The organism is Rhizobium mongolense USDA 1844 (assembly GCF_000419765.1).
GTDB lineage: Bacteria > Pseudomonadota > Alphaproteobacteria > Rhizobiales > Rhizobiaceae > Rhizobium > Rhizobium mongolense.
The window spans coordinates 68,845-92,471 of record NZ_ATTQ01000013.1 but is presented as its reverse complement, the minus strand read 5'-3'; the positions used below and the strand labels follow the sequence as shown (position 1 = coordinate 92,471).

19 protein-coding genes, 1 tRNA gene and 5 pseudogenes are annotated in these 23,627 nt (G+C 60.4%); 7 read left to right on the top strand and 18 right to left on the bottom strand.

Annotated elements, in window-relative coordinates:
* Positions 1-111: 111 nt before the first annotated feature.
* The 5 genes and pseudogenes from A3C3_RS0123950 to ku all read right to left on the bottom strand — a co-directional run.
* Positions 112-876: a bestrophin-like domain gene (locus tag A3C3_RS0123950; RefSeq protein WP_022717114.1), complete on the bottom strand. Its 765-nt coding sequence runs from the start codon at positions 874-876 to the stop codon at positions 112-114.
* Positions 861-1,056, bottom strand: a pseudogene (locus tag A3C3_RS41725) (hypothetical protein); the annotation flags it as partial. The gene A3C3_RS0123950 and the pseudogene A3C3_RS41725, both read right to left, overlap by 16 nt.
* A 38-nt stretch (positions 1,057-1,094) precedes the next feature.
* Positions 1,095-1,882: pseudogene (locus A3C3_RS41720) on the bottom strand (hypothetical protein).
* An 86-nt stretch (positions 1,883-1,968) separates the two neighbouring features.
* Positions 1,969-2,523: pseudogene (locus tag A3C3_RS43925) on the bottom strand (alpha/beta hydrolase); the annotation flags it as partial.
* A pseudogene (gene ku / locus A3C3_RS41715) lies at positions 2,520-3,123 on the bottom strand (non-homologous end joining protein Ku); the annotation flags it as partial. The pseudogenes A3C3_RS43925 and ku, both read right to left, overlap by 4 nt.
* 3 nt (positions 3,124-3,126) lie before the next feature.
* Here ku and A3C3_RS45440 point away from each other — a divergent pair.
* Positions 3,127-3,252: pseudogene (locus A3C3_RS45440) on the top strand (IS256 family transposase); the annotation flags it as partial.
* A gap of 528 nt (positions 3,253-3,780) precedes the next feature.
* Here the strand turns inward: A3C3_RS45440 and A3C3_RS0123915 are convergent.
* From A3C3_RS0123915 to xylF, 5 genes are all read right to left on the bottom strand, one after another.
* Complete coding sequence (locus tag A3C3_RS0123915; protein WP_028739942.1) at positions 3,781-4,230, bottom strand: GNAT family N-acetyltransferase; 450 nt, start codon at positions 4,228-4,230, stop codon at positions 3,781-3,783.
* A gap of 509 nt (positions 4,231-4,739) precedes the next feature.
* A tRNA-Arg gene (locus A3C3_RS0123910) sits at positions 4,740-4,816 on the bottom strand.
* Between the two features lie 133 nt (positions 4,817-4,949).
* Positions 4,950-5,732: an ATP-binding cassette domain-containing protein gene (locus tag A3C3_RS0123905; RefSeq protein ID WP_022717108.1), complete on the bottom strand. Its 783-nt coding sequence runs from the start codon at positions 5,730-5,732 to the stop codon at positions 4,950-4,952.
* Positions 5,733-5,746: 14 nt separating this feature from the next.
* Entirely contained in the window at positions 5,747-7,060 is a 1,314-nt protein-coding gene (locus tag A3C3_RS0123900) for a sugar ABC transporter permease (protein WP_022717107.1), read from the bottom strand.
* A gap of 263 nt (positions 7,061-7,323) precedes the next feature.
* On the bottom strand, positions 7,324-8,364 hold the full coding sequence (gene xylF, locus A3C3_RS0123890; protein WP_022717105.1) for a D-xylose ABC transporter substrate-binding protein: 1,041 nt from the start codon (positions 8,362-8,364) through the stop codon (positions 7,324-7,326).
* A 226-nt stretch (positions 8,365-8,590) separates the two neighbouring features.
* Between xylF and A3C3_RS0123885 the strand changes: the two genes are divergently transcribed.
* The 6 genes from A3C3_RS0123885 (at position 8,591) to A3C3_RS0123860 (ending at position 13,868) form a co-directional block, all read left to right on the top strand.
* The gene (locus A3C3_RS0123885; RefSeq protein WP_022717104.1) at positions 8,591-9,814 is read left to right on the top strand and encodes an ROK family transcriptional regulator; all 1,224 of its coding nucleotides are present in this window, start codon (positions 8,591-8,593) and stop codon (positions 9,812-9,814) included.
* Between the two features lie 272 nt (positions 9,815-10,086).
* Positions 10,087-11,496: a circularly permuted type 2 ATP-grasp protein gene (locus tag A3C3_RS0123880; RefSeq protein WP_022717103.1), complete on the top strand. Its 1,410-nt coding sequence runs from the start codon at positions 10,087-10,089 to the stop codon at positions 11,494-11,496.
* Positions 11,496-12,440 carry an alpha-E domain-containing protein gene (locus A3C3_RS0123875; RefSeq protein WP_022717102.1) on the top strand — a complete coding sequence of 315 codons (945 nt, stop codon included), beginning with the start codon at positions 11,496-11,498 and terminating at the stop codon, positions 12,438-12,440. The genes A3C3_RS0123880 and A3C3_RS0123875 overlap by 1 nt, the downstream gene beginning before the upstream one ends.
* 12 nt (positions 12,441-12,452) lie before the next feature.
* Positions 12,453-13,271, top strand: a complete 819-nt coding sequence (locus A3C3_RS0123870) for a transglutaminase family protein (RefSeq protein WP_022717101.1) — start codon at positions 12,453-12,455, stop codon at positions 13,269-13,271.
* A 98-nt stretch (positions 13,272-13,369) separates the two neighbouring features.
* Entirely contained in the window at positions 13,370-13,600 is a 231-nt protein-coding gene (locus A3C3_RS0123865; protein WP_022717100.1) for a hypothetical protein, read from the top strand.
* Positions 13,601-13,604: 4 nt separating this feature from the next.
* The gene (locus A3C3_RS0123860) at positions 13,605-13,868 is read left to right on the top strand and encodes a DUF1488 family protein (RefSeq protein ID WP_022717099.1); all 264 of its coding nucleotides are present in this window, start codon (positions 13,605-13,607) and stop codon (positions 13,866-13,868) included.
* 13 nt (positions 13,869-13,881) lie between these two features.
* Here A3C3_RS0123860 and A3C3_RS0123855 read toward each other — a convergent pair whose 3' ends face one another.
* The 8 genes from A3C3_RS0123855 to mmsA form a co-directional block, all read right to left on the bottom strand.
* Positions 13,882-14,709, bottom strand: a complete 828-nt coding sequence (locus tag A3C3_RS0123855) for a transglutaminase-like domain-containing protein (RefSeq protein ID WP_028739941.1) — start codon at positions 14,707-14,709, stop codon at positions 13,882-13,884.
* Between the two features lie 90 nt (positions 14,710-14,799).
* Positions 14,800-15,675 carry a transglutaminase family protein gene (locus A3C3_RS0123850; protein ID WP_022717097.1) on the bottom strand — a complete coding sequence of 292 codons (876 nt, stop codon included), beginning with the start codon at positions 15,673-15,675 and terminating at the stop codon, positions 14,800-14,802.
* A 45-nt stretch (positions 15,676-15,720) separates the two neighbouring features.
* Positions 15,721-15,945, bottom strand: a complete 225-nt coding sequence (locus A3C3_RS0123845) for a hypothetical protein (RefSeq protein WP_246719151.1) — start codon at positions 15,943-15,945, stop codon at positions 15,721-15,723.
* Positions 15,946-16,419: 474 nt separating this feature from the next.
* Positions 16,420-18,159: an L-arabinonate dehydratase gene (araD, locus tag A3C3_RS0123835; RefSeq protein WP_022717094.1), complete on the bottom strand. Its 1,740-nt coding sequence runs from the start codon at positions 18,157-18,159 to the stop codon at positions 16,420-16,422.
* 59 nt (positions 18,160-18,218) lie between these two features.
* Positions 18,219-19,652: an aldehyde dehydrogenase family protein gene (locus tag A3C3_RS0123830; protein ID WP_022717093.1), complete on the bottom strand. Its 1,434-nt coding sequence runs from the start codon at positions 19,650-19,652 to the stop codon at positions 18,219-18,221.
* A gap of 71 nt (positions 19,653-19,723) precedes the next feature.
* Positions 19,724-20,719 carry an AraD1 family protein gene (araD1, locus tag A3C3_RS0123825; RefSeq protein ID WP_028739940.1) on the bottom strand — a complete coding sequence of 332 codons (996 nt, stop codon included), beginning with the start codon at positions 20,717-20,719 and terminating at the stop codon, positions 19,724-19,726.
* A gap of 111 nt (positions 20,720-20,830) precedes the next feature.
* Positions 20,831-22,039: a multiple monosaccharide ABC transporter permease gene (gene mmsB / locus A3C3_RS0123820; protein ID WP_022717091.1), complete on the bottom strand. Its 1,209-nt coding sequence runs from the start codon at positions 22,037-22,039 to the stop codon at positions 20,831-20,833.
* Positions 22,036-23,574, bottom strand: a complete 1,539-nt coding sequence (gene mmsA, locus A3C3_RS0123815) for a multiple monosaccharide ABC transporter ATP-binding protein (protein WP_022717090.1) — start codon at positions 23,572-23,574, stop codon at positions 22,036-22,038. The genes mmsB and mmsA overlap by 4 nt, the downstream gene beginning before the upstream one ends.
* Positions 23,575-23,627 lie beyond the last annotated feature (53 nt).

Below are 23,627 nucleotides of genomic sequence, written 5' to 3'. Positions count from 1 at the left end.
GCCTGCCGAGGCTCCGGATGGCTGGACGTTCTCGATTGCCCCAAGAAGATCAACATCTCGACCGTGCTGGCCGGCCAGAAACTGGGGCTCAAGCGACCCCGACAAGCCACGCTACCGATTTCCGATATGGGCGAGGGCGGACCTCAACGGCGCTTCTGAGACGTGGATAACCCCGATGTACGGGTGGGCCATGTCGACCACAAGAAAAACTGCCGCGGCCACCGACAACGAGCACACCAGGATCACGCTTACCACGGTGAGATTTGCGGGAGCCTGAAGTCCGAACGTCGCGAACAGCCATGCGAGCCAGAACACCAGGATTACGAGAAACGCGGTCGGCAGTCCCTCGGCGTCGGTCTCGACCGCCATCCAGTGCGCTTCTGCAAGATTGCCACTCACCTCGAGGGCGCGCGTCTGGATCATGCGGCGAGCGTCGTCCTTTGGAACCAGCGCGCGAAGTTCGGCCTGTATGGGCTCGATGGTCTGCGACACGTCGTAGGGATCGACGACGGGGTCGTCCGGGTTTGCATCGCCCCACCCATGCCTCAGTCTGGCCTCGATGAGATCGCGTAATCGGGCGCGAGCCATCGCGGCCTCGGTGCCGTACTGAGCCATGACGCGGTCAAGCAGTAACACTTGCGCGACCGAACTTCGAAGTTCGGCGTCCGTGGTGTCGTAGTCGTTCTTCGCCGACGCGATGAGAAGACCGAGGGCGAGCGCCGACAGCGTTCCGACGATAGCCGTCGCCAGCCGAATCACGTCCTTGGAGTCGGAATCGAGATGATGACTCGGTATGCGTTCGCGAAGAAACATACCCAGCAGCGCCGCCCCGACAAGGCACACGAACACGGCCCCGCCGATTAAAATCGAGCCCATCTCGACATCTCCGCAGTTGATTTTATGACGCCGTCAAAGGCGGGCCAGGTCTGCGATTCACACACGACCTTGAGGACACAGGGAGCCGTCGTAGGTCTTGTTCGCGTCTGGATCGGTGATCTTGCCCTCATAGCTTCCTTCCTTGCCGTTGAAGTTCCCGATCTGCCTGCCGGCATGCTTCTCCATTGAACCACGATCGAATTTTCACGAGCCGTCGCCTAGAAGTGAAACGCGACGCCGATGATCGGACCCTGCTCGACGACGTCGAATACAAAGCCATCGTGGTTATAGTTCACGCCCACCGCCCGGTAGCCGGCGACCGCAGAGATCGTGTCGGTGAACTTGTAGCCGAGCGCCAGTGAGACATCCCAGTCGATATCCGCGCCGCCGCCGCCGACAAGACCCCAGCCGGTGACGTAGATTTCAGGCGTGAAGAAGTAGTTCCCCCTGACACCCGCGAGGGCGTCGACCCAGGTCGCGCCATCGTCCGCTTCACGGCCGCCCAGGATGCCGCCGTTGAATCCGATCGTCGTATCGACCGACCAGACGCGGACGCCGCCGACGATGTCGAGATGACCCGACTGGTTCTCGAGCACGGAATATCCGGCCCCGAGCAGTCCGGCAAAGGTCTTCGAGGTCACGTCCACGCTGTCTGCGAGGATGCCGTTTCTCGTGTTCGCGTCCGCTCCGAGCTTGGTGTACATGATGTCGCCGAAGATACTGAAGCGGTCGTGCCGGGCTTCGCCTGCCGCCATGAAGGCGAAGTCGAGGTTCTCCAATATGTCGCCGAAGCTGGCGTCGATATGGACTTCGGGCAGACCGATTGCGCCATGTCTCCCGACAACCCTGCAGCCCAGAAGTAGGGAGCCGCGGTGTACGACCAGCCGCTTTCGCTTTCGACCACCTTGGCTTCCGGAATGCCCGGCGCGATGTCCGCGGTCCGTCCAGACGAAGCGGCCGCAAGGCTTGCACAAAGAACCGCAGCCTGTACCAGAATTACCCTCATGAAAGTCCCCTTGTATTGCAGTCACGTTGGTATTGGCGAATCAAAGTATATCACTGACCGGCCGCCGAGGCTGGAAGCCTCGAATACTACCGTTTGCAGTTCGGCGTCGGTCGTCCTTCCTCGCAGTGCTTGACCGTTACTGCGGCCGGCCGCGCGCCACCCGTGCCCGCCACACTGCCGACGTGGCTGGCATAGTTGTCACGTGTGTCCTGATCGACCACGGCAACGGGCGCGGCTAGAACCAGTCCAGCGACCTTGCCTGCCGTGGTCGCCGCCCCGGTGGTCGCCACCAGAATCTGGTCGCCAAGTCCGACGTGACTGTCCGTCAGGGTCGGCCCCTCCGAAATACGCTGGCCTATGAGCTGGACGATCTGGGGAGACTCAGCGAACTTGCCATGGTTCATGCTGTCGCCGGATTTGATCTTAGTGAGATCGATCACCATGATCTCGTTGTCTTCGAGTTCCTTCTTGTACGGAGCCTGCGCAGGATCGATGGCGCCGAGCCGGAAGACGTCGCCCCAGACCCGGCGCGAAAACGCCAGCGCCTTGTCGTCGCGGGACACGAACAGTGTGAACTGCGGATGCTGCTTGCCCATGTCGGCGATCTGCTGGCGGAAGACGTCGACATCGACGTCGGCAGCACCTTACCCTCCATCTTCGCCTTCACGAGATCGGCGAGGGCGGCTTCATAGCGGTCATCGAACGTCGCCGGATCAAACTCGCCCTTCTTCGTCGCGATGATGTGCTTGGCGAGATCGAGCATCTCACCCTCGATCTTCAGCTTCGGCATTTCCTCGAAAGCCTTCTTCGACGAGCGAACCTCGTAATCGTAGTTCATGGTCGTCGCGATGAGGCCTTTGCCGTGCGGGCGTATCAGGGCGGTGCGCATGCGGCGGAAGAGAACGGTGCGGGCGATGGCCGCGACATTCGACTTCTTCATGCCATCGCGCAGGGCAACGAAGGCGTCGCCGCCCATCTTATCCGGCGTGAGGTAGTAGGGCTTGTCGAAGTAGACGTCGTCGACATCGGAGCAGGGGATGAAGGCCTCGATCTCGAGCGTCTTGTTGCTCTCGGGGATCGTCGCCGCGACTTCCTCGGGGTCAATTATGATGTACTGGCCGTTCTCGATCCCGAACCCTTTGGTTTGCTTCTCCTTCGGCACCGGATCCTCTGTCGCTATCGATGAAGACACGGTTGACGCGATTGCCCGTGGCCTTGTTGATGGTGTTGAAGGTGATGCGGCCAGTTGCCTGCGTCTGGTACGGGCGCTTGCCGTCGAAACGCACGAGAAGTGGCTCGAAGCCAACCGCTACATCAACATGGAGGATCTGAAAGAACACAAGAAGATCATGCTCAAAGCAGCCGCATGACCAGCTTCATGACCGCCAATTTTGCAGAACTTGACGCACACAACCATTCGCCAGCCATGAATATTGCCCAGTCTCCAACACTACCGGCCCCTTACCGAACATCGTCAGGATGTACTCCCCGTTGGAGCTAACATAGGATAGCATCACTCCGTCTCCATTGCAGGAAATCTGGTCCGTTTCGCCGGCGGAGGTGCAGGCGAGGGGGCCCGGAAACCTGTCGCCGGAGATTTCGTCCTCGTCGATCCTAGGGTGAAATAGCTTTTCGGCTGAAGCGGACTGCACGCTGGCTTCCGCCATTTTCAGCGGAAAGGACCACGGCGCCCTTGCCGTAACACGCATACGGGCAGCGGACTGACCAACGGACGCAGTTGCTCCAACAGCCTCTCCGTAATCCCGCAGGATTCGAGATCGTCGGATCTTAGCTTCATGTTGGTGACGCAGAAACTCTTGGCATGGCCGATCATCGGCAATATGCGACAGGAATTCTCAACAATCGCACGTGCGTGCTACGCGGCGATGACGGCAGTTTCATAACGCTAAGTCTCCGGGCGTCTCAAATCGCTTCCGCAGAAAGATAAAGCTGTGTCCCGGTGGAAAATCATCCATGATCCCGAAGGCCTCATACCCAAGCCGTTCGTAAAACCCGCGCGCCTGGAAGCTATGGGTTGTGAGCCACGCGCCTCGGCAGCCGCGATCTATCGCCTCTTGCTCAGCGAGCGCCATGAGACGACGGCCAATACCACCATGGCGAAGCGCTTCCGGCACTACCAGTAGATCGACATGCAGGTGGTCATGAATCGTGCTACCCCAAAGCCCACCTTTGATATTTCCCGTTTTGGGCTCAGTGACAGTTAAGACCAGCAGTTTATCTTCGGTCGGATGCCCGATACGAGACGCGTTGAACTCGATCAGCGACGCGGCAATGGCGGACCGTTCATGTGAACCCGGATCTCTGACGAGCTGGATCGTTGCCTGCACGAGCACCCCCCATATGTGATAAAGGACATTAAACCGTTGAGGCTCTAGCTCAAGGCTAGGGCAATTGTGTTTTCCTAACTGTTGCGACAGCACATAGTACGGAGTTCTGCGAAAGCCGCAATGGCCGCTTGTGGCGGCGCATTGCTGCCATGGACACGCCCTTTTTTGGTCTCTGTGGATGGAGCGTCGCCAGCAATTGATTTTGTACAATGTCCCGGCTACCGTCCGGGTATTCGTCAGGCGGACCAGACGGATAAGAAGATGAGGCAGTCGAAACTGCCCGAAGAAGCTCCAAGCGGTATTCAAGCCGCCCGCCACTTTCCCTTGTGAAACATGCACCCGCCGTGATCGGCGTAGCTATGGCTATTGGAGACGAGAATGAAGTTCGCCGTCGTTGATGGTACCCGAGAGGACCTTGCAAACCATCGACAACCCGTTCGGCACGAGGTTGTCACCCATGTGTTAGGTACGTTTTGTTACCGATGTCTCCGGGTGGGACAACAGAAATTTGGCGCACCCGACAGGATTCGAACCTGTGACCTTTGGAATCGGAATCCAACACTCTATCCAGCTGAGCTACGGGTGCATGCCTGAGGCGGTTTGAATCGCCTGTCCGATGGCAGGTTCTTAGCCTAGCTTGCCCTGCGCTTCAATCTCCAAAATTGAAAAGTCCGCCGTTCTTGCGAGCGGCGGACTTTGGTGTTCACGTGTCTATTCGTTCAGACCTGCATGGCGCCGGGGCCGGGGATCGCCTTTGGCGGCACCTTACCAAGGATGATCATGCCGAGCACCTCGTCCTTGGTCACGTCTTCGGTGCGGGCGTGGCCGACGACCTGGCCATTCTTCATCACCGAGACGCGGTCGGCGAGATCGAAGACGTCATGGATGTCGTGGCTGATGAGGAAGATGCCGATGCCTTCCTTCTTCAACTGCTTGATGAGCTCGCCGACCTGCGCCGTTTCCTGGGGACCAAGGGCTGCCGTCGGCTCGTCCATAATCAGGATGCGGGCGTTGAAGAGGATCGCGCGGGCGATCGCCACCGACTGCCGTTGGCCTCCCGAAAGCGCCTTTACCGGCTCCTTGAAGCGCTTGAAGTTCGGGTTGAGGCGTCCCATAACCTCGCGGGCAGAGGCCTCCATGGCGACGTCGTCGAGCGTGCCCCACTTCGTTCGGATCTCGCGGCCGAGATAGAGGTTTGCGGCAGCATCGACGTTATCGGCGACGGCGAGCGTCTGGTAGATCGTCTCGATGCCGTATTTCTTCGCATCGCGCGGGTTGCGGATGTCGGCGGGTTCCCCGTTGATCAGGATGTCGCCGCCGTCGCGCCTGTAGGCACCGGAAAGAATCTTGATCAGCGTCGACTTGCCGGCGCCGTTATGGCCGAGGAGGGCAACGACTTCGCCGGGGTAGAGGTCGACCGAGGCGTTGTCGACGGCGTGGATGCCGCCGAAGGAGATCGAGATGTTTTTCAATTCCACAAGGGGAGTGCTTTGGTGTGTCATGGTTTGGACTCCTCTTACTTGGCGCGGGCGCGGTAAACCGTGTCGAGCCAGACGGCGACGACAAGGACGACACCGACAACGATTCTCTGGAGCGGGCTGTCGATTCCGAGCAGTACCATGCCGGACTGCAGCGACTGCATGACGAGCGCGCCGAGCATGGCGCCGGCGATGGTGCCGGTGCCGCCCGCAAGCGACGTGCCGCCGATGACGGCAGCGGCGATGGTATAGAGTTCGTCCAGCTCGCCTTGCGCGTTCGTCGCGGCATTGAGGCGGGCGGTCGAGATTGCGCCGGCGATAGCGCAGAGCAGGCCCATGAGCGCGAAGATGCGTACCGTGACCCAGCGGGTCTTGATGCCGGCGAGCTCGGCTGCCTCCGGGTTGCCGCCGATGGCGAAGACGTAGCGGCCGAAGCGCAGGCGCGTCGCGACGAAGGTCATGATCGCGCCGACGATGACGGCGATCAGAACCGGCACGGCAATGCCGTAGGGAATATCGAGGCCGGACTCCGGCCAGGGAATGCTGTTTGCCTCCGCATATCTCTTGGCGATGTTTGTCGGCCAGTAATAATTGTTGGCGACGGCGATGGCACCGAGCACGAGCACGCAGCCGAGGGCCGATAGGAAGTATTCGGCCCAAAGCGGGCGCCGCGGGAAGCCGAAGCGCCGGCGCTGGCGGCGGGAATTGATGATGCTGGCAATGATGGCGAGGCAGGCGATGACGCCGACGATCCAGCTCCACGTGGCGCCGATCGAGCCGTCCGTGCCGCCGCCCATGATGCGGAAATTGATATCCATCGGCGCGACGGTCTGGCCGCTGGTGACGAACCAGGTGGCGCCGCGCCAGACCAGAAGCCCGCCGAGGGTGACGATGAAGGACGGCACGTTCAGGAAGGCGATGATCATGCCCTGGAGCATGCCGATCGATCCGCCGACGATGAGGCCGGCAGCAAGCGTGATGATCCAGGTGGCCGGACTGTTGAAGCCGAGATATTGCGGCAGCACCTGCGCCTGCAAGACGCCCATCACCATGCCGCAGAAGCCGAGCATGGAGCCGACGGAAAGGTCTATGTTGCGGGTGACGATCACCAGCACCATGCCGGTCGCCATGACGGCGACGGACGAGGTCTGGACCGAGAGGTTCCAGAGGTTGCGCGGCGTCAGGAAGAGGCCGCCGGTCATGATCTGGAAGCCGATCCAGATGATCAGCAGCGCGCCGACCATGCCGAGAAGGCGGGTGTCGATCTCCGTCGCGCGGAAGAAGCGCGCCACCGGATTGGCTTCCGCGTTGCGCGGCCCGTTGGAAGTCGTGGAATGTACCGTTTCGGCCATGGGTTTGCCGTTCCCCCATCGTTTGGGCAGGCTGCGGCGCTCTTCTTAGTCAACCGCCGCCACTTACGCCCAGTTCTTAAACTATCACCATCACCGATCTCTGCAGATCCGGTCTCAGCTGCCATGACGGCATCGGGCGGGATGGATAATGGCGCTCGATCAGCGGTCGCTACCCGGGCTGGCGCCGGATCTCGATCCGCATCCGGCGCCGCAACGGTTTGCCGTTGCGGCGCCGACACTGTTTTCAACCTGGCGGTAGCGATTTAATTGCAGGCAGCAACCGAACCGGCTTTGACGCCCTGGCAGGCTTCCGCCTTGCTGATCCAGCCGGCGTCGATGACGACGTTGAGGTTGTCCTTGGCGATCGGCAGCGGCTTCAGGAAGACGGACTGCATGGCGACGCCCTTCGGGCCGCCGTTGAAGGTTTCAACGCCTTCGATCTTGTCCATGGTCTTGCCGGCGGCGAGATCGAGGGCGATTTCGGCAGCGCGCTTGCCGAGCTCGCGCGAGTCCTTCCAGACCGAGACCGTCTGGGTGCCGAGGGCGACGCGGTTGAGTGCTGCCTTGTCGGCGTCCTGGCCGGAGACCGGGACGGAGCCGGCGAGACCCTGTGCGTCCAGAGCGGCGATTGCGCCACCGGCCGTGCCGTCGTTCGAAGCAACAACGGCGTCAACCTTGTTGTCGTTGGCGGTCAGGAACTGTTCCATGTTGCGCTGCGCGTTTTCCGGCTTCCAGCCGTCTGTATAGGCTTCGCCGACATTCTTGATCTTGCCGGCGTCGACTGCGGCCTTCAGCACTTCCATCTGACCCGAGAACAGGAAGTCTGCGTTCGGGTCGGACGAGGAACCCTTGATGAAGACGTAGTTGCCTTCAGGCTTTGCGTCGAAGACGCCCTTTGCCTGCATGCGGCCCACTTCCTTGTTGTCGAAGGTGATGTAGAAGGCTGCCGGATTTTCGATCAGGCGGTCGTAGCCGACCACCGGGATGCCTTCGGCGGCGGCCTTTTCGATGGCCGGGGCGATGGCATCGGAGTCTTGTGCAAGCACGATGAGGGCGTTCGCGCCCTGCGAGATCAGCGATTCAACGTCTGTCAGCTGCTTTGCGGCAGACGACTGGGCGTCAGCAGAGATGTATTTTGCGCCCTTGGCTTCGAGGGCCTTCTTGATGGCGGCTTCGTCGGTCTTCCAGCGCTCTTCCTGGAAATTCGACCAGGAAACGCCGACGACAAGATCAGCAGCCATGGCCGCCGTGTGCACGGAAATGAGGATGGCCGTGCCGGCCATCAGCTTCAAAATAGACTTCATATTGTCCTCCCGAATGAATTGCGGTCGACCCAGCCCGAATGTTTCCTCCGGTCGCCGCGGATCGCTGTCCAGAAATCCATAAATTATTTTCTCGACAGTCGAGAAATTTAGTGTCAGAGATTTTTTCAACTGTCAACACCGCACTACCGGCTAAATTCCATTGCGGAAAAACGGCTGGAGATTCGGTGTGAAAGCGGGGCGGAATACGGGGAGAGGGCGGCAATTCATGCTGACCAAATCGAGCACGGAGCTGGTCCGGCAGAGGAATAGCGTGCTGGTGCTTTCCGCTCTCCGCCGCCACGGCGCGGTCGCGCACACCGAGATTTCCGACTACACGCGTCTCTCCTCCGCAACGGTTTCTGCGATCACCGCCGATCTCGAAAAGGCGCAGATCATCGAGAAATCGGAGCATCAGGCGGCAAGCGGAAGAGGACGGCCACGCGTGCTTTTCCGGCAGCGGCGGGACTGCGGCTATCTGATCGTGGTCATCATCTCGTCGGATGCCGTGCAATATTCGCTGGTGGATTATGCCGGCAAGCTGATCGATCGCTTCAGCGAGGAACGTTCGCATGACCCTGCCGGGGCGGCGCGCTTCGCGGCTGCGGTCAAGGCGGGTTTGTCACGTATTCTGGAGCGTTCCCGGATCAGCCGCAACAAAGTCTTGCTGATCTCAATCAGCAGCAAAGGGCTGGTGAATTCGCTCGAGCCCGTGCTCGTCTGGTCGCCGATCTTCGGCAGCGAACAGATCGATTTCGAATCAGCACTGCGTCCGGAATGGCAGGCGAAGATCATCCTGGACAATGAAACACTGCTCGTCGCCGCCGCGCTCGGCGCGCGTGAGGAGAATGTAAAAGGCGAGGATTTCCGCTCGCTTGCCGCACTCTCGCTCGGCCACAGCATCGGCCTCGGCATTGTCAGACGCACGCCGCATGGCGGCCACGAGATATCGGCGCCGAATTTCGGGCATATGCTGCACATGGCCAATGGCGGTCTCTGTCGTTGCGGCGCCAAGGGATGCATTGAGGCGCATGCCGGGTTCTATGCGATCCTTCGAACGGCCTTCGAGGTGCCGCTCGATACGATCCCGGCAAAATTCGTGCCGGTCGCCGAACTCGACAAGATCGCCGCGCAGGCCCGCCAGGGGCATCGCATGCCGGCCTTCGCCTTCCGCCAGGCGGGCCTTGCGCTCGGCAACGGGCTGTCGCGCGTGCTGAGCCTGACGGAGCGCATGCCGGTCGCAATCACCGGGCCGGGCACGCGCTACTACGATTTGCTGCGGCAGGGGATTGAGGAGGGCCTTGGGCAATCGCATATAGTGCGCATGGAAGGCATGCCGGAATTGCGAGTGGTCGCGGACGAGCAGAACCTCGTGTTCGAAGGACATCTGAACCGGGCGCTTGCCGTGATCGACGAGGATATCGTCAATGCAGGCGGAACGGGGCACGGCTGAGCCATCGGCCCTTGCGGGCGCGCTCCACCCAAAGTCCACTGGCGCGATTTGCCTCGACGGGGCGGGCGGAAAATAATCACATGCCCACTTTTTGGTCGTGCTCGCTCGACCGGCCGTCCAGGCCCTCGCGATGCAGCCGCCTAAATGCCCGGTTTTTCGGCTGTTTTTGGCGCCGAGAGCGATTATAGGAATCTTCTCTTCGAACTGTGCATGGTTCTTGCATTGCCTTTTGCATTGTATTCAAATGAACAAAAAGAAGGGGAGCCACACCTTTGGCATTTGATGAAATGATCACCGGGGATGAAAATCCCCGTCAGCCATATGAGAAATATTTCGAGTGGTACAATGCCCAGGACAGGGCGCATCTGATTGCCAAATCTCGCGACGCGGAAAACATCTTCCGGAAAACCGGTATCACCTTCGCAGTTTACGGACATGCGGATTCCTCCGAGAAGCTCATTCCCTTCGACATCATCCCGCGCATCATTTCCGGCCGCGAATGGCGGAAGCTCGCTCAGGGCATCGAGCAGCGCGTCATTGCGCTGAATGCCTTCCTCGACGACATCTACCACAAGCAGGAGATCATCCGCGCCGGCCGCATTCCGCGTGAGCTGATCGAGAAGAACGATACGTTTCTTTCCGAGATGATCGGCTTCCGCCCGCCCGGCGGCGTCTATACGCATATCGTCGGCACCGACATCGTGCGCACCGGCGAGGATCAGTTCTACGTGCTGGAAGACAATGCCCGCACGCCGTCCGGCGTCAGCTATATGCTGGAAAACCGGGAAACCATGATGCAGATGTTTCCGGAACTCTTCCACGAGAACAAGGTCCAGCGCGTCGAGGACTACCCATATCTGCTACGCCAATCGCTTGCCTCGCTCGCCCCCCCCGGCTGCAAGGGCAAGCCACGCGTCGCCGTGCTGACGCCCGGCATCTACAATTCCGCCTATTACGAGCATTCGTTCCTCGCCGACATGATGGGCGTGGAACTGGTCGAGGGGGCGGATCTGCGCGTCATCGACGGCAAGGTGAAGATGCGCACGACCCGCGGCTATGAGGCGATCGACGTGCTTTATCGCCGCGTCGATGACGACTTCCTCGATCCACTGACGTTCCGTGCCGATTCCGCCCTCGGCATTCCGGGCATCATGGATGTCTACCGCTCCGGCAACATCACCATCGCAAATGCGCCAGGCACCGGCATCTGCGACGACAAGGCGATCTATTCCTACATGCCGGAGATCGTCGAGTTCTATACCGGTCGGAAGGCGCTTCTCGAAAACGTGCCGACCTGGCGCTGCTCGGAGGCCGACAGCCTGAAATATGTGCTGGAACACCTCGAAGAACTCGTCGTGAAAGAGGTGCATGGCTCCGGCGGCTACGGCATGCTGGTCGGCCCGACGGCCTCGAAGAAGGAGCGGGCCGATTTTGCCGAAAAGCTGAAGGCCCGGCCGAACAACTATATCGCCCAGCCGACGCTGTCGCTCTCCACGGTGCCGATCCTCGTCAACAAGGGCATCGCACCGCGCCATGTGGACCTGCGGCCCTATGTGCTGGTTTCCGACAAGGTGCAGATCATTCCGGGCGGCTTGACCCGCGTCGCGCTGAAGCAGGGCTCGCTGGTCGTCAATTCGAGCCAGGGCGGCGGTACCAAAGACACTTGGGTATTGGAGGATTGATGCTCGGAAGAACTGCAAACGGACTCTACTGGATGTTCCGTTACATCGAGCGCGCCGAGAATATCGCGCGTCTTATCGATGCCGGCCTGCGCATGTCGCTGACCCGAAGCGGCACAGGCGACGACGACTGGGATGGCGTGCTGCAGAGTGCGGGTGTCCGCGAAGCCTACGACGAAGGGCACGCCAAACTCACCAGGGTCGATGCGATCGACTATCTGCTGCGCGATCATTCGAACCCTTCGAGCGTGATGTCGTGCATCGATTCCGGCCGTAACAACGCCCGCATGGTTCGCACGGCCCTGACGCGCGAGACCTGGGAGGCGACCAACGAATGCTGGATCGAGCTCAAGGCCCTGCTTTCCAAGCGCCTCAAGGCGGCCGAAATGCCCGAGGTCATCGATGTCATCAAGCGGCGCGCGGGCCTTATCCGCGGGGCCTTTCATGGCTCGATGCTGAGAAACGAGCTCTATAACTTCGCGCGCATCGGCACCTTCATCGAGCGGGCGGACAATACGAGCCGCATTCTCGACGTGAAGTACTATGTGCTGCTGCCATCCATCTCGCAGGTGGGGTCCTCGATCGACAATGTGCAGTGGGAATCGATCCTGCGTTCGGTTTCAGCGCACCGTTCCTATAGCTGGGCCTATGATGAGGAGTACAAGGCGGCCAATATCGCCGACTTCCTGATCTTGAATGGCCAGATGCCGCGGTCGCTGGCCTATTGTTACGAAAAGATCGTCAGCAACCTCGGCTACATATCGAGCAGTTATGGCGGTGAACGGCTGTCGGCCCACGAGACCGCCGACGCCATCCGGACATCATTGCAAACGAGGCAGATCAAGGACGTCATGGACCAGGGGCTGCACGAATTCCTTGAGGATTTCGTCAATCGCAACAACCAGCTGGGCATGGAAATTTCCGACGGCTATCGGTTCTACGTATAAGCGGGGCATGAGATGAGACTGAAGATTAGCCATGTCACCGAATACCACTACGACGAGCCGTCGCAGTTCTCGCTGCAGCGGCTGCGCCTGACACCGCCCTCAGCCTTCGGTCAGAACGTTTTGAACTGGTCGTTGCATGTCGAAGGCGCCAAGCCCGAGGTGGAGTATGACGACCAGTTCGGCAACCATGTGAACCTCGTCTCGCTGCAAGGCGAACAGCAGGTGACGCGCATCGTCGCCGAGGGTGAAGTGGAAACCGAAGATCGCCATGGAGTGACCGGCCCACATACAGGCTTTTGCCCGCTTTGGCTGTTCCTGCGCGACACGCCGCGCACCAAGCCCGGCAGGCTCATCAGGGAACTCATACGGACCGTAAACGGGGACAATGAACTCGCGCTGATGCACGCGCTGATGGGGGCCATTCACGAAGCGGTCGACTACAAGCCGGGAACCAGCAACACGGACACGACCGCCGAACAGGCGATGGAGAAGAAGAGCGGCGTTTGCCAGGATCATGCCCACATCTTCGTTTCGGCGGCTCGCGCACTGCAGGTGCCCACGCGCTATGTCTCCGGCTACCTGATGATGGAGGGGAAGGCGGAGCAGGCCGCGACGCACGCTTGGGGCGAAGCGCACATTCCTGGCCTCGGCTGGGTCGGCTTCGATCCGGCAAACGACATCTGCCCCGACGCCCGCTACGTCCGCGTCGCTTCCGGCCTATGCTACCGCGACGCAGCCCCGGTTTCCGGCATGCGCATCGGCACGCCGGGCGAGAAACTCTCGGTCATGGTCACGGTCGAAGATCAGGGCCAGATGCAAAGCCAAAGCTGATGGCAAACGTGGCTTAAAACCATTCGCAGAAAGACGATCGCAAGATTTTCATTTTGGCATTACTTAGATTTCGGCTTAAAGCCGTGCTATAATAAGCTATGGCTTATTCTTCGAAAGATCTGGAGCTTTCCCGCCGGCGCGTGGCGGAAGACAGAAAGCACATCGCGGCGCAGGAAGCCCATATTGCGGGTGTTTTACTGCGGGGAGAACCGAGCTCGCTGGCCACGGAACAGCTCGTCGATTTCAATCAGCAACTGCGTGCTCACACATTTGAATGCGATCTGATCGCTGCAGCTCTTCGCGCTGACCGCGCTCATTTGGAGGACTAACCGAATGACGCTTATCTTTCCCAACAGAAGCCGTACTTTCGACGAAACGAGGAAGGCTGTACGCTTTACCGGCTACGACGGCATGTTCGAAATCAGATTTCTCGTCGAAGCAGCAGCACTTGGACAATCCGCTGCGGCGAACGCTTCGGAGCTTGCCTGTCTCAATGCCTTTGACGCCGCACGCTCTACGATCCAGGAAGCAGCCGCCAGAGCCTATGCAAATCGGCGTGGAAATAATCTGACGCTCACCGCTCGGGATTTCCACTGACTGTGAAAATGTTTTAGGCGATGGCGCCGTTATCGCCGGCCACCTCTTTCGTCACGACATCGAACTGCTTCAATACAGCCGGGCCGAAAGCGGTCGAGATGGCCACATCCGTCGCATCGCGGCCGGTTCCCATCAGTATGCGGCCGATGCGCGGAACGTTGTGCCGGGCATCGACCGTATGCCAGTGGCCGCCCAGATAAACTTCGAACCAGGCACTGAAATCCATCGGCGCAGGATCGGGCGGCACGCCGATATCGCCGAGATATCCTGTGCAATAGCGCGCTGGTATGTTCAGGCAGCGGCAGAGCGTTATGGCAAGATGCGCGAAGTCGCGACAGACGCCGGTCTTGTCGCAATAGCCACCATGCGCGGTACGCAGTAGATCGGCTTTCAGGTAGTCGAATTCGATATGGCCGTGCACGAAATCGGCAATGGCCTGCACCCGCGGCCAGCCGGGTTCCGTGTTCGAGAACGTTGCCCAGGCGAAATCGCTCAACCGGTCCGTATCGCAGTAACGGCTGCCGAGAAGGAAAACGAGCACGTCGTCTGGCAGGTCCTTGATCTCGTGTTGCGGCGCATCCAGCGGCACCGCATCCGGCTGGCCGCTGTCGTAGATCTCGAACGCGGTCGAAATCGTGGTCAGTCCAGGCGGCGCGACGATGCGCGTGCACGAATTTCCAAAACTATCCGTGTAGTTCCATGCCACGATCGGCTGGCTGAACGACAGCACCTGATCCGTCAGGAGGTCGGGACGCCGCGAAGGATGGACATTGAGGACGAGAAGCATTGGCGTTGGCTGCACACATTCATAGCCGATCGTGAAACCAGCGCGAATCTTCATGGAAGCTCCTTCGTCCAGCAAGCCCGCAGGCCATCAAAGAACGCCAGGAGAACCTTTCAGTTCCACAGGGTAGGGGCCTTTCGCCATTTTTTATTGTTCGGTGGTGACATTGACCTGCACGACCAGGTCGTCGAAATCGTCCGCTGCTCCGTCATAGCTGCCCCAGAGCGGAACCGCCTGTCGAGGATCGCGCGCAACGCCGACGCGGATCAGATCATGGTTGCCGACGATGCCGTTCGTGGGATCGAATTCCACCCAGCCGGCGCCCGGGAGGTAAACCTGGCACCAGGCATGCGTCGAGCCGCCGCCAAGCGTCGTCGAGCCGTCGCGATCCGGTACGTAGATATAGCCGGTGACGAAACGGGCGGCGAGGCCAAGCGAACGCGCCGCTTCCATCATCAGCAGGGCAAAGTCGCGGCAAGTTCCCTGCCGCAGCATCAGCGTCTGGATCGGCGCCTGCGTTCCATGTTCAGAGCGGCGGGCATAGACGAAACTCTCGTGGATCGCATAGCAGAGCGTCATCAGGACGTGGCCTGTCTGGCCCGACGAGCTTGTTCCGACGAACTGATGCGCCCAGTGTGCGACCGCGCCACCCGGATCCTCGTAGTGGCGCGTGATCGTGCAGGAAAGGTCCGTCATCTCCTCGTCGTCGTAGGAAAAAGGGTAGGTCAACGCCTTTCGATCGATTTCGAGATCGAGCGGCACCTGCGGCGTGTGGTCGAGGCGAATATTGGTCTCGAAGCGCAACTGATCCGCCGGGCGGTCTATATCCACGAGCGCAATACAGTTCCCGAAGACGTCGTGTATCCAGCGGATTTCTGCCGGTTCCGGATCGATCGTCATCGTTGCATCCAAAAGGCGCTGGTCGAAGCTGTCCCGCGGGCGGAAAAGCACGCGGTGCTGGCCAAAGGCAACAGGCCGTTTGTAGGAATAATGGGTGATGTGCCTGACGGAATAAACGGTCATCCTGCCTCGCCCGCCCCGGAGCTTTGATACGATAAAAGCCTGTGGCTACTCGAATTCCGGCACCAGACCTGACCGGAACAGGATCACCGACGGGCCATGTTCGCCGATGGCATGGTTTTTCTCGCTGCACCAGACGACGACCCCATCATAATCCTTGACGAGCGTCTGGGCGATATAGACGGCCGTTTCTTCCCTCTTCATTTGCCGAGGCTCGAAAGCCGGAATCAGGGTACCGTGCTCGTCCTTGTTGAAGGCACTGAGCACAATCAATTTTTGCACTCCAGGCATGGTTCCCTCCCTACCGCGGTAACGGCGGCGAGGCGAGAACGTTCCGGAAGAAATGCCGGTCGCAAGAAAAAGGCAGAACTTTCGCCCCGCCCTTTGATGCTGGGGACCGTTTGGCACCAGGGCGGCGGGGTCGATCGGGATCTTCGAGCCGCGTGGGGCGACCAAGAAATCGAGGTCGGCACCCTTATCGGTCTGTAAGACCCGTGTGATGTGAGCTGGCCATAGCCGCCCTCGAGCGGCATTTGCGGCTTGACCCAAGCGGTGCGGCGCTTGGCCTGATCCTCATCGAAAAACCTCGAGCTGGATGGTGCGTGCGGGCCTGGATCGGCGCCGCCATGCCAGTCGGCGACACGGCGTTGATCGGCTTGTAAGCCCTTTTCTTTCCAACCAACCAACGAAAAAGGCGGGGCTTGACCCCCCGCCTCTTCATCGATTTGCGGTCTCGGATGCGCTCCGCTAGTGGCTGTCCTTGCCGACCGCGTTTCCGCGACATCCCTTGAGGAAGTCGAGGTCGGCCCCGGTATCAGCTCCTTCGACATGCTGCTGGTGCAGCCAGGCATAGCCGGACGTCGGCAGATCATGGTTCGGCTGCCATTCGGCGAGCCGCCGGGCCAACTCTTCCTCAGAAATGTCGAGATGCAGACGACGGTTCGGCACGTCCATCTCGATCATGTCGCCGTTTTTCACCACCGCGAGCGGCCCGCCGACCGCCGCTTCCGGGGAGGTGTGCAGCACGACGGTGCCGTAGGCCGTTCCGGACATGCGGGCGTCGGAGATGCGCACCATGTCGGTGATGCCCTTCTTGAGCACCTTGGGTGGCAGGCCCATGTTGCCGACCTCGGCCATGCCCGGATAGCCCTTTGGTCCACAGTTCTTCATGACCATGACGCAGGTTTCGTCGATGTCGAGGCTGTCGTCGTTGATCTTGGCCTTGTAGTCGTCGATGTCCTCGAACACGACCGCCCTGCCTCGGTGCACCATCAGGTGCGGGGAGGCGGCCGAAGGCTTCAGCACCGCGCCCTTCGGCGCCAGATTGCCGCGCAGCACGACGATGCCGCCCGAAGAGGTCAGCGCCTTTTCGGCAGGCAGGATCACATCCTCGTTCCAGTTGACGACGTCCTTGACCTCATCCCACATGGTTTCGCCGGATACCGTCAGCGCATCCTTGTGCAGGAGGCCCGCCTCGCCGAGGCGCTTCAGCACCACCGGCAGGCCGCCGGCATAGAAGAACTCCTCCATAAGGTACTTGCCCGACGGCATCAGGTTGACAATGGTCGGGACCTCGCGTCCGCATCGATCCCAATCGTCCAGCGAAAGATCGACGCCGACCCGGCCGGCCATGGCGAGCAGGTGGATGACGGCGTTGGTCGAACCGCCGATAGCCGCATTGGTGCGGATGGCGTTCTCGAAGGCCTCTTTCGTCATGATGTCGGAGGGCTTCAGATCGTCCTTAACCATTTGAACGATACGTCGGCCGGTGAGCTGCGCCATGACCTTGCGGCGGGAATCGACCGCCGGGATCGCGGCGTTGCCGGAAAGCGCCATGCCGAGCGCCTCGGCCATGGAAGCCATGGTGGAGGCGGTGCCCATGGTGTTGCAGGTCCCCGACGAACGGCTCATCGAGGCTTCCGCCTCGAGGAACTCGGCCTGGGTCATCTCGCCAGCCTTCACCATTTCGGAAAACTTCCACAGATGCGTGCCTGAGCCGACGCGTTCACCGCGGAAATAGCCGTTCAGCATCGGCCCGCCTGTGACGACGATCGAGGGCAAGTCGCAGGAAGCTGCGCCCATGAGAAGCGACGGCGTGGTCTTGTCGCAGCCGACCATCAGCACACAGCCATCGATGGGCTGGCCGCGGATCGCCTCCTCCACCGCGAGCGCGGCAAGGTTGCGATACATCATTGCGGTTGGGCGAAAGGTGTTTTCAGATGCCGAGAATACCGGTACCTCGACCGGGAAGCCGCCTGCCTCCCATACGCCCGCCTTCACCTTCTCGGCGAGCTCTCGCAAATGACCGTTGCACGGCGTCAGATCCGACCAGGTGTTGAGGATTCCGATAACCGGCCGTCCGTCGAACAGGTCGTGCGGATGCCCTTGGTTCTTCAGCCAGCCGCGGTGATAGATGACGTCTCGGCTCGTGCCGCCGTACCATTCCTGCGACCGCAGCTTACGCGGCCATTCAGCTTTCTTTTTCATAGTCTCTATCCTTCACGGCTTCCAGGTCGCCTCGCGCGACCCGCAAGCCGATGATGTCGTTACGCCAAGGTGTAGGCGGTCTTGACGGTTGTGAAGAATTCGGCGGCGTATTTGCCCTGCTCGCGCGAGCCGTAGGACGAGCCCTTGCGTCCGCCGAAGGGAACATGGAAGTCGACGCCGGCGGTCGGCAGGTTGACCATGACCATGCCGGCTTCGGCATTGCGCTTGAAGTGCGTCGCGTGCTTGAGGCTGGTGGTCGCGATGCCCGACGACAGGCCGAACGGCGTGTCGTTGGCGACAGCCAGCGCCTCCTCGTAATCCTTGACGCGGATGACCGATGCCACAGGTCCGAAGATTTCCTCGCGGGAAATGCGCATCTGGTTGGTCGCTTCGGTGAACAGCGTCGGCTGCAGGTAGAAGCCGGGTGTGTCACGCGAAATCAGTTCGCCGCCGAAGGCAAGCTTGGCGCCTTCCTTTTTGCCGATCTCGATGTAATCGGTGTCGGTCTTGAGCTGTCGCTCGTCGACGACCGGGCCGATATGCGTGCCGGTCTTCAGCGCGTGATCGACGTTCAGGGTCTTCAGCTTCTCGGTCATGGCCGCCACGAACCTGTCGTGGATGCCTTCCGTCACGATCAGGCGAGACGATGCCGTGCAGCGCTGGCCGGTCGAAAAGAAGGCCGAGTTGGCCGCTGCTTCGACGGCGACGGAAAGATCTGCGTCATCAAGGACGACCATCGGGTTCTTGCCACCCATTTCGAGCTGAATCTTGCGATGATGCTCGATCGAGGACACCGCGACCCGCTTGCCGGTGCCGACGGAGCCGGTAAAGGTGATGCCGGCAAGGTCGGGGCTGTCGAGCATCGTCTGGCCGACGATCGAGCCCTTGCCCATGACGAGGTTCAGCACGCCCTTCGGCAGGCCTGCACGGTTGAGGATGTCGACGATCGCCCAGGAGCAGCCAGGCACGAGTTCGGCCGGCTTGAAGACGATGGTGTTGCCGTAGCAGAGCGCCGGGGCGATCTTCCAGGCGGGGATCGCGATCGGGAAGTTCCAGGGCGTGATGATGCCGATGACGCCGAGTGGCTCGCGGGTGATCTCGACGCCGATGTTCGGACGCACGGAGGGCACGACCTCGCCGGCCAGGCGCAGCGCTTCTCCTGCGAAGAATTCGAAGATCTGCGAGGCGCGGATCGTCTCGCCGATGGCTTCGGGCAGTGTCTTGCCTTCTTCGCGGGCAAGCAGCGCGCCGAGTTCGTCCTTGCGCGCCATGATCTCGTCGCCGGCCTTCTTCAGGATGACGTGGCGTTCCCAGATGCCGGAACGCGACCAGGCCGGGAAGGCGGCCTTGGCGGCGGCGATCGCGTTCCTGGTGTCGGCGGCGGAGCCGCTCGCGTAGAGGCCGACGACCTCCTTCGTATCCGACGGATTGATGTTTTCGACGGCCTCGGCGCCGGTCCATTCGCCGGCGATCAGGTTTTGATAAATGGTCATGGGCTGAACGAGCCTCCTTTACCCTTTACAAAGTGGTCCGGCCGCAGATCGCGGCCAGCCCAGCGCAAAATTCAAAGCTGCTTCACAGCGATATTTTCCTCGGCGGCAACCTTCAGCGGATTGCGCAGCGGCAGGCCGAATTCGGCAACCTCGATTTCGAAAACATCGCCTTCTTCCGTCTTGACGCCATCTGCGAAGGAGAGCGTCGCCGTGCCGAACATGTGGACGTGAACGTCGCCCGGGACGCGGAAGAGGCCATACTTGAAGTGGTGATATTCAAGGTTCGCGAAAGTGTGCGACATGTTCGCCTCACCGGAGAGGAACGGCTTTTCGAAGATCACCTTGTCGCCGCGCTTGATGCGCGAGGTGCCGCGAATGTCTTCCGGGGCAACGCCGATGCGGATTTCCGGACCGAAGCTTGCTGGACGCAGCTTGGAGTGGGCGAGATAGAGATAGTTGATCCGCTCGGTGACGTGGTCGGAAAATTCGTTGGAGAGCGCAAAGCCGATGCGGAACGGGGTACCGTCCTTGGCAATCACGTAGATGCCGGCCATTTCCGGCTCTTCGCCGCCGTCAAGCGCGAAGGAAGGGGAGACGAGGGGAGCGCCGGGTGCTGCAGCGCCGTAGCCGTTGCCCTTGTAAAACCATTCGGGCTGGACGCCCTTTTCTCCGGCCTTCGGCTTGCCGTTCTCGATGCCCATCTTGAACATCTTCATCGAGTCCGTGAGCGTTTCTTCCGCGGCCTCGGTGGTCTTCTTGTGCATGGAATCGCGGGTCGCCGCCGAGCCAAGGTGCGTAAGGCCCGTACCCGTCAGATGCAGGTGAGCAGCATCCGGATGCGTGATCGGCGGGAGGAATTTACCCTCGGCATAGGCCTTTTCCAGATCGACGGCATCGCCATAGCCACGCGCCTCGATGATGGAAACGAGCGACTTGCCGGCGTCTGCAGCTTCCATTGCCAGCGCGTAAACGCTGCCTGCATTCTTCACGGCTTTCGCTGCACCGCCCGGCTCACGCACGGCGACGATGATCTCTCCGTTCGAACCCTTGATCTGCGAAATAAGCACGGCTTTCATCCTCTTTAGCTGGGTGCGGACAAGCTCCGCCTCTCCGACTCCCGTGGGAGCCGGGCCTGGTCTTTCTCATGACTGCAAATGCCTGGACTGGCGCCGGAGCGCTTAGCCCTTATTCTTGTTATAAACGTCGAAGAAGACGGCGGCCAAAAGCACGAGGCCCTTCACCATCTGCTGGAAGTCGATACCGAGGCCGACGATCGACATGCCGTTGTTCATGACGCCCATGATGAACGCGCCAATGACGGCACCGGTGATCTTGCCGACACCGCCGGAGGCCGAAGCGCCGCCGATGAAGCACGCCGCGATGACGTCGAGCTCGAAGCCCACGCCCGCCTTCGGCGTTGCCGAGTTCAGGCGAGCCGCCACGATCATGCCTGCGAGACCGGCAAGGACGCCCATGTTGACGAAGGTGTAGAAGCTCAGGCGCTCGGTGTTGATACCGGAGAGCTTTGTGGCCTTTTCGTTGCCGCCCATCGCATAGATGCGGCGGCCGATCGTCGTGCGGCGCGTGACAAATGCATAGGCTGCGATCAGCACGAGCATGACGACGAGAACGTTCGGCAGGCCTCTGTAGGTCGAAAGCTGATAGCCGAGGAAGAGGATCGCCAGGGAAACGACGGCGTTCTGGGCGATAAAGAAGCCCATCGGCTCGACATCGATGCCGTGGCTCTCATTGACCTTGCGGCGGCGCCAGGCAAGGTAGAACAGCACGACCGGAATAATGAGTGTCAGGATCAGCGACGTGGACTGCACCGGCGTTCCGGCGATGTCGATCATGCTGCCCGGCAGGAAGCCGGTGCTGATGATCTGGAAATCCTTCGGGAACGGGCCGATGTTTTTGCCCCCGAGTACGAAGAGCGTCAGGCCGCGGAAGACCAGCATGCCGGCAAGCGTGACGATGAAGGACGGGATGCGGTGATAGGCGATCCAGTAGCCTTGTGCGGCACCGATGATGCCGCCGATGATCAGGCACAGAATGCCCGCCACGACGAAATTCATCTGCCACGTGACCATCATCATCGCGGCGAGGGCGCCGACGAAGGCGACAATCGAGCCGACGGACAGATCGATATGGCCGGCCACAATGACGAGCAGCATCCCGAGCGCCATGATGACGATGAACGAGTTCTGCAGAACGAGGTTCGTCAGGTTCACCGGCTTGAAGAGAATGCCGCCGGTGTAGAATTGAAAGAAAACCATGATCGCGACGAGCGCAATGAGCATGCCGTATTCACGGATATTGCCACGGATATAGTCGGCAACGGAAACGACGTTGCTTTCTTCGGCTGCTGGAGGGTTGACCGGAGTCATTGTTTCTTCTCCCCTGAGCGCATGATAGCGCGCATGATGGTTTCTTGGCTCGCCTCTCCCTTTGGCAGTTCCGCAACGATACGTCCTTCATTCATGACATAGATGCGGTCGCACGTGCCAAGCAGTTCCGGCATTTCCGATGAGATCATCAGAACGCCTTTGCCGTCGGCGGCGAGCTGGTTGATGATAGTATAGATTTCGTATTTTGCACCGACGTCGATACCGCGGGTGGGTTCGTCGAGGATCAGGACATCGGGATCGGAGAACAGCCACTTGGACAGCACGACCTTCTGCTGGTTGCCGCCCGAAAGATTGACCGCTTCCTGGAAGATGCTGGAACTGCGGATGCGCAGCTTTGAGCGGTAGTCTGATGCGACCTTGGATTCCCTGATGCTGTCGATGATCGTCGCGTTCGACACCCCGGCTAGATTGGCGAGCGTGGTGTTGTGAACGATGTTCTCGCCGAGCACGAGGCCGAGATGCTTGCGGTCCTCGGTCACATAGGCGAGACCGGCGTCGATCGCTTTGCGGACGGTGCTGACATCGACCTGCTTGCCATGCATCAGCACTTCGCCGCTGACCTTGTGGCCGTAGGACTTTCCGAAGACGCTCATGGCGAATTCAGTGCGGCCGGCACCCATCAGGCCGGCGATGCCGACGACTTCGCCCTTGCGGACGCTGATGTTGACATTGTGCAGCACCTGCCGGTCGCGGTGATGCTGGTGATAGGCGTTCCAGTTCTTGACTTCGAGGATCGTTTCGCCGATCGGCACGGAGCGCGGCGGATAACGATCGGCAAGCTCGCGGCCCACCATGTTCTTGATGATGATATCTTCGCTGATTTCTTCGGTGTGACAGTCCATCGTCTTGACCGTCATGCCGTCGCGCAGAACCGTGATCTGGTCGGCAACCTTGCGCACTTCGTTCAGCTTGTGGGTGATGATGATCGAGGTGAGGCCCTGGTTGCGGAACTCGATCAGCAGGTTCAGCAGCGCATCTGAGTCGCTTTCGTTGAGCGATGCCGTCGGTTCGTCGAGGATCAGGAGCTTCACGCTTTTCGACAGCGCCTTGGCGATCTCGACGAGTTGCTGCTTGCCGACGCCGATGTCGGTGACAAGCGTGTCCGGGGATTCGCGCAGGCCGACTTTTGCGAGCAGCTGCCGCGTGCGGTTGAACGTTTCCTGCCAGCTGATGATGCCGCTCTTGGCATTCTCGTTGCCGAGGAAGATATTCTCGCCAATCGACAGAAGCGGCACGAGCGCCAGCTCCTGATGGATGATGACGATGCCGATTTCTTCCGAGTCCTTCAGGACCTTGAAGTTGCGGACTTCGCCTTCGTAGACGATCTCGCCATCGTAAGTGCCGACCGGGTAAACGCCGGAGAGAACTTTCATGAGGGTCGATTTTCCGGCCCCGTTCTCGCCCACCAATGCGTGAATTTCACCCTGACGAACCTTGAGGTTCACGTTCTCAAGCGCTTTTACGCCCGGGAACGTCTTGGTGATGTTCCGCATTTCGAGGATTGTATTGTCCATAGTCAAAATCCAACGCCAGCAGCCGGAAATACGGCGCGACGATCATAAAAGTG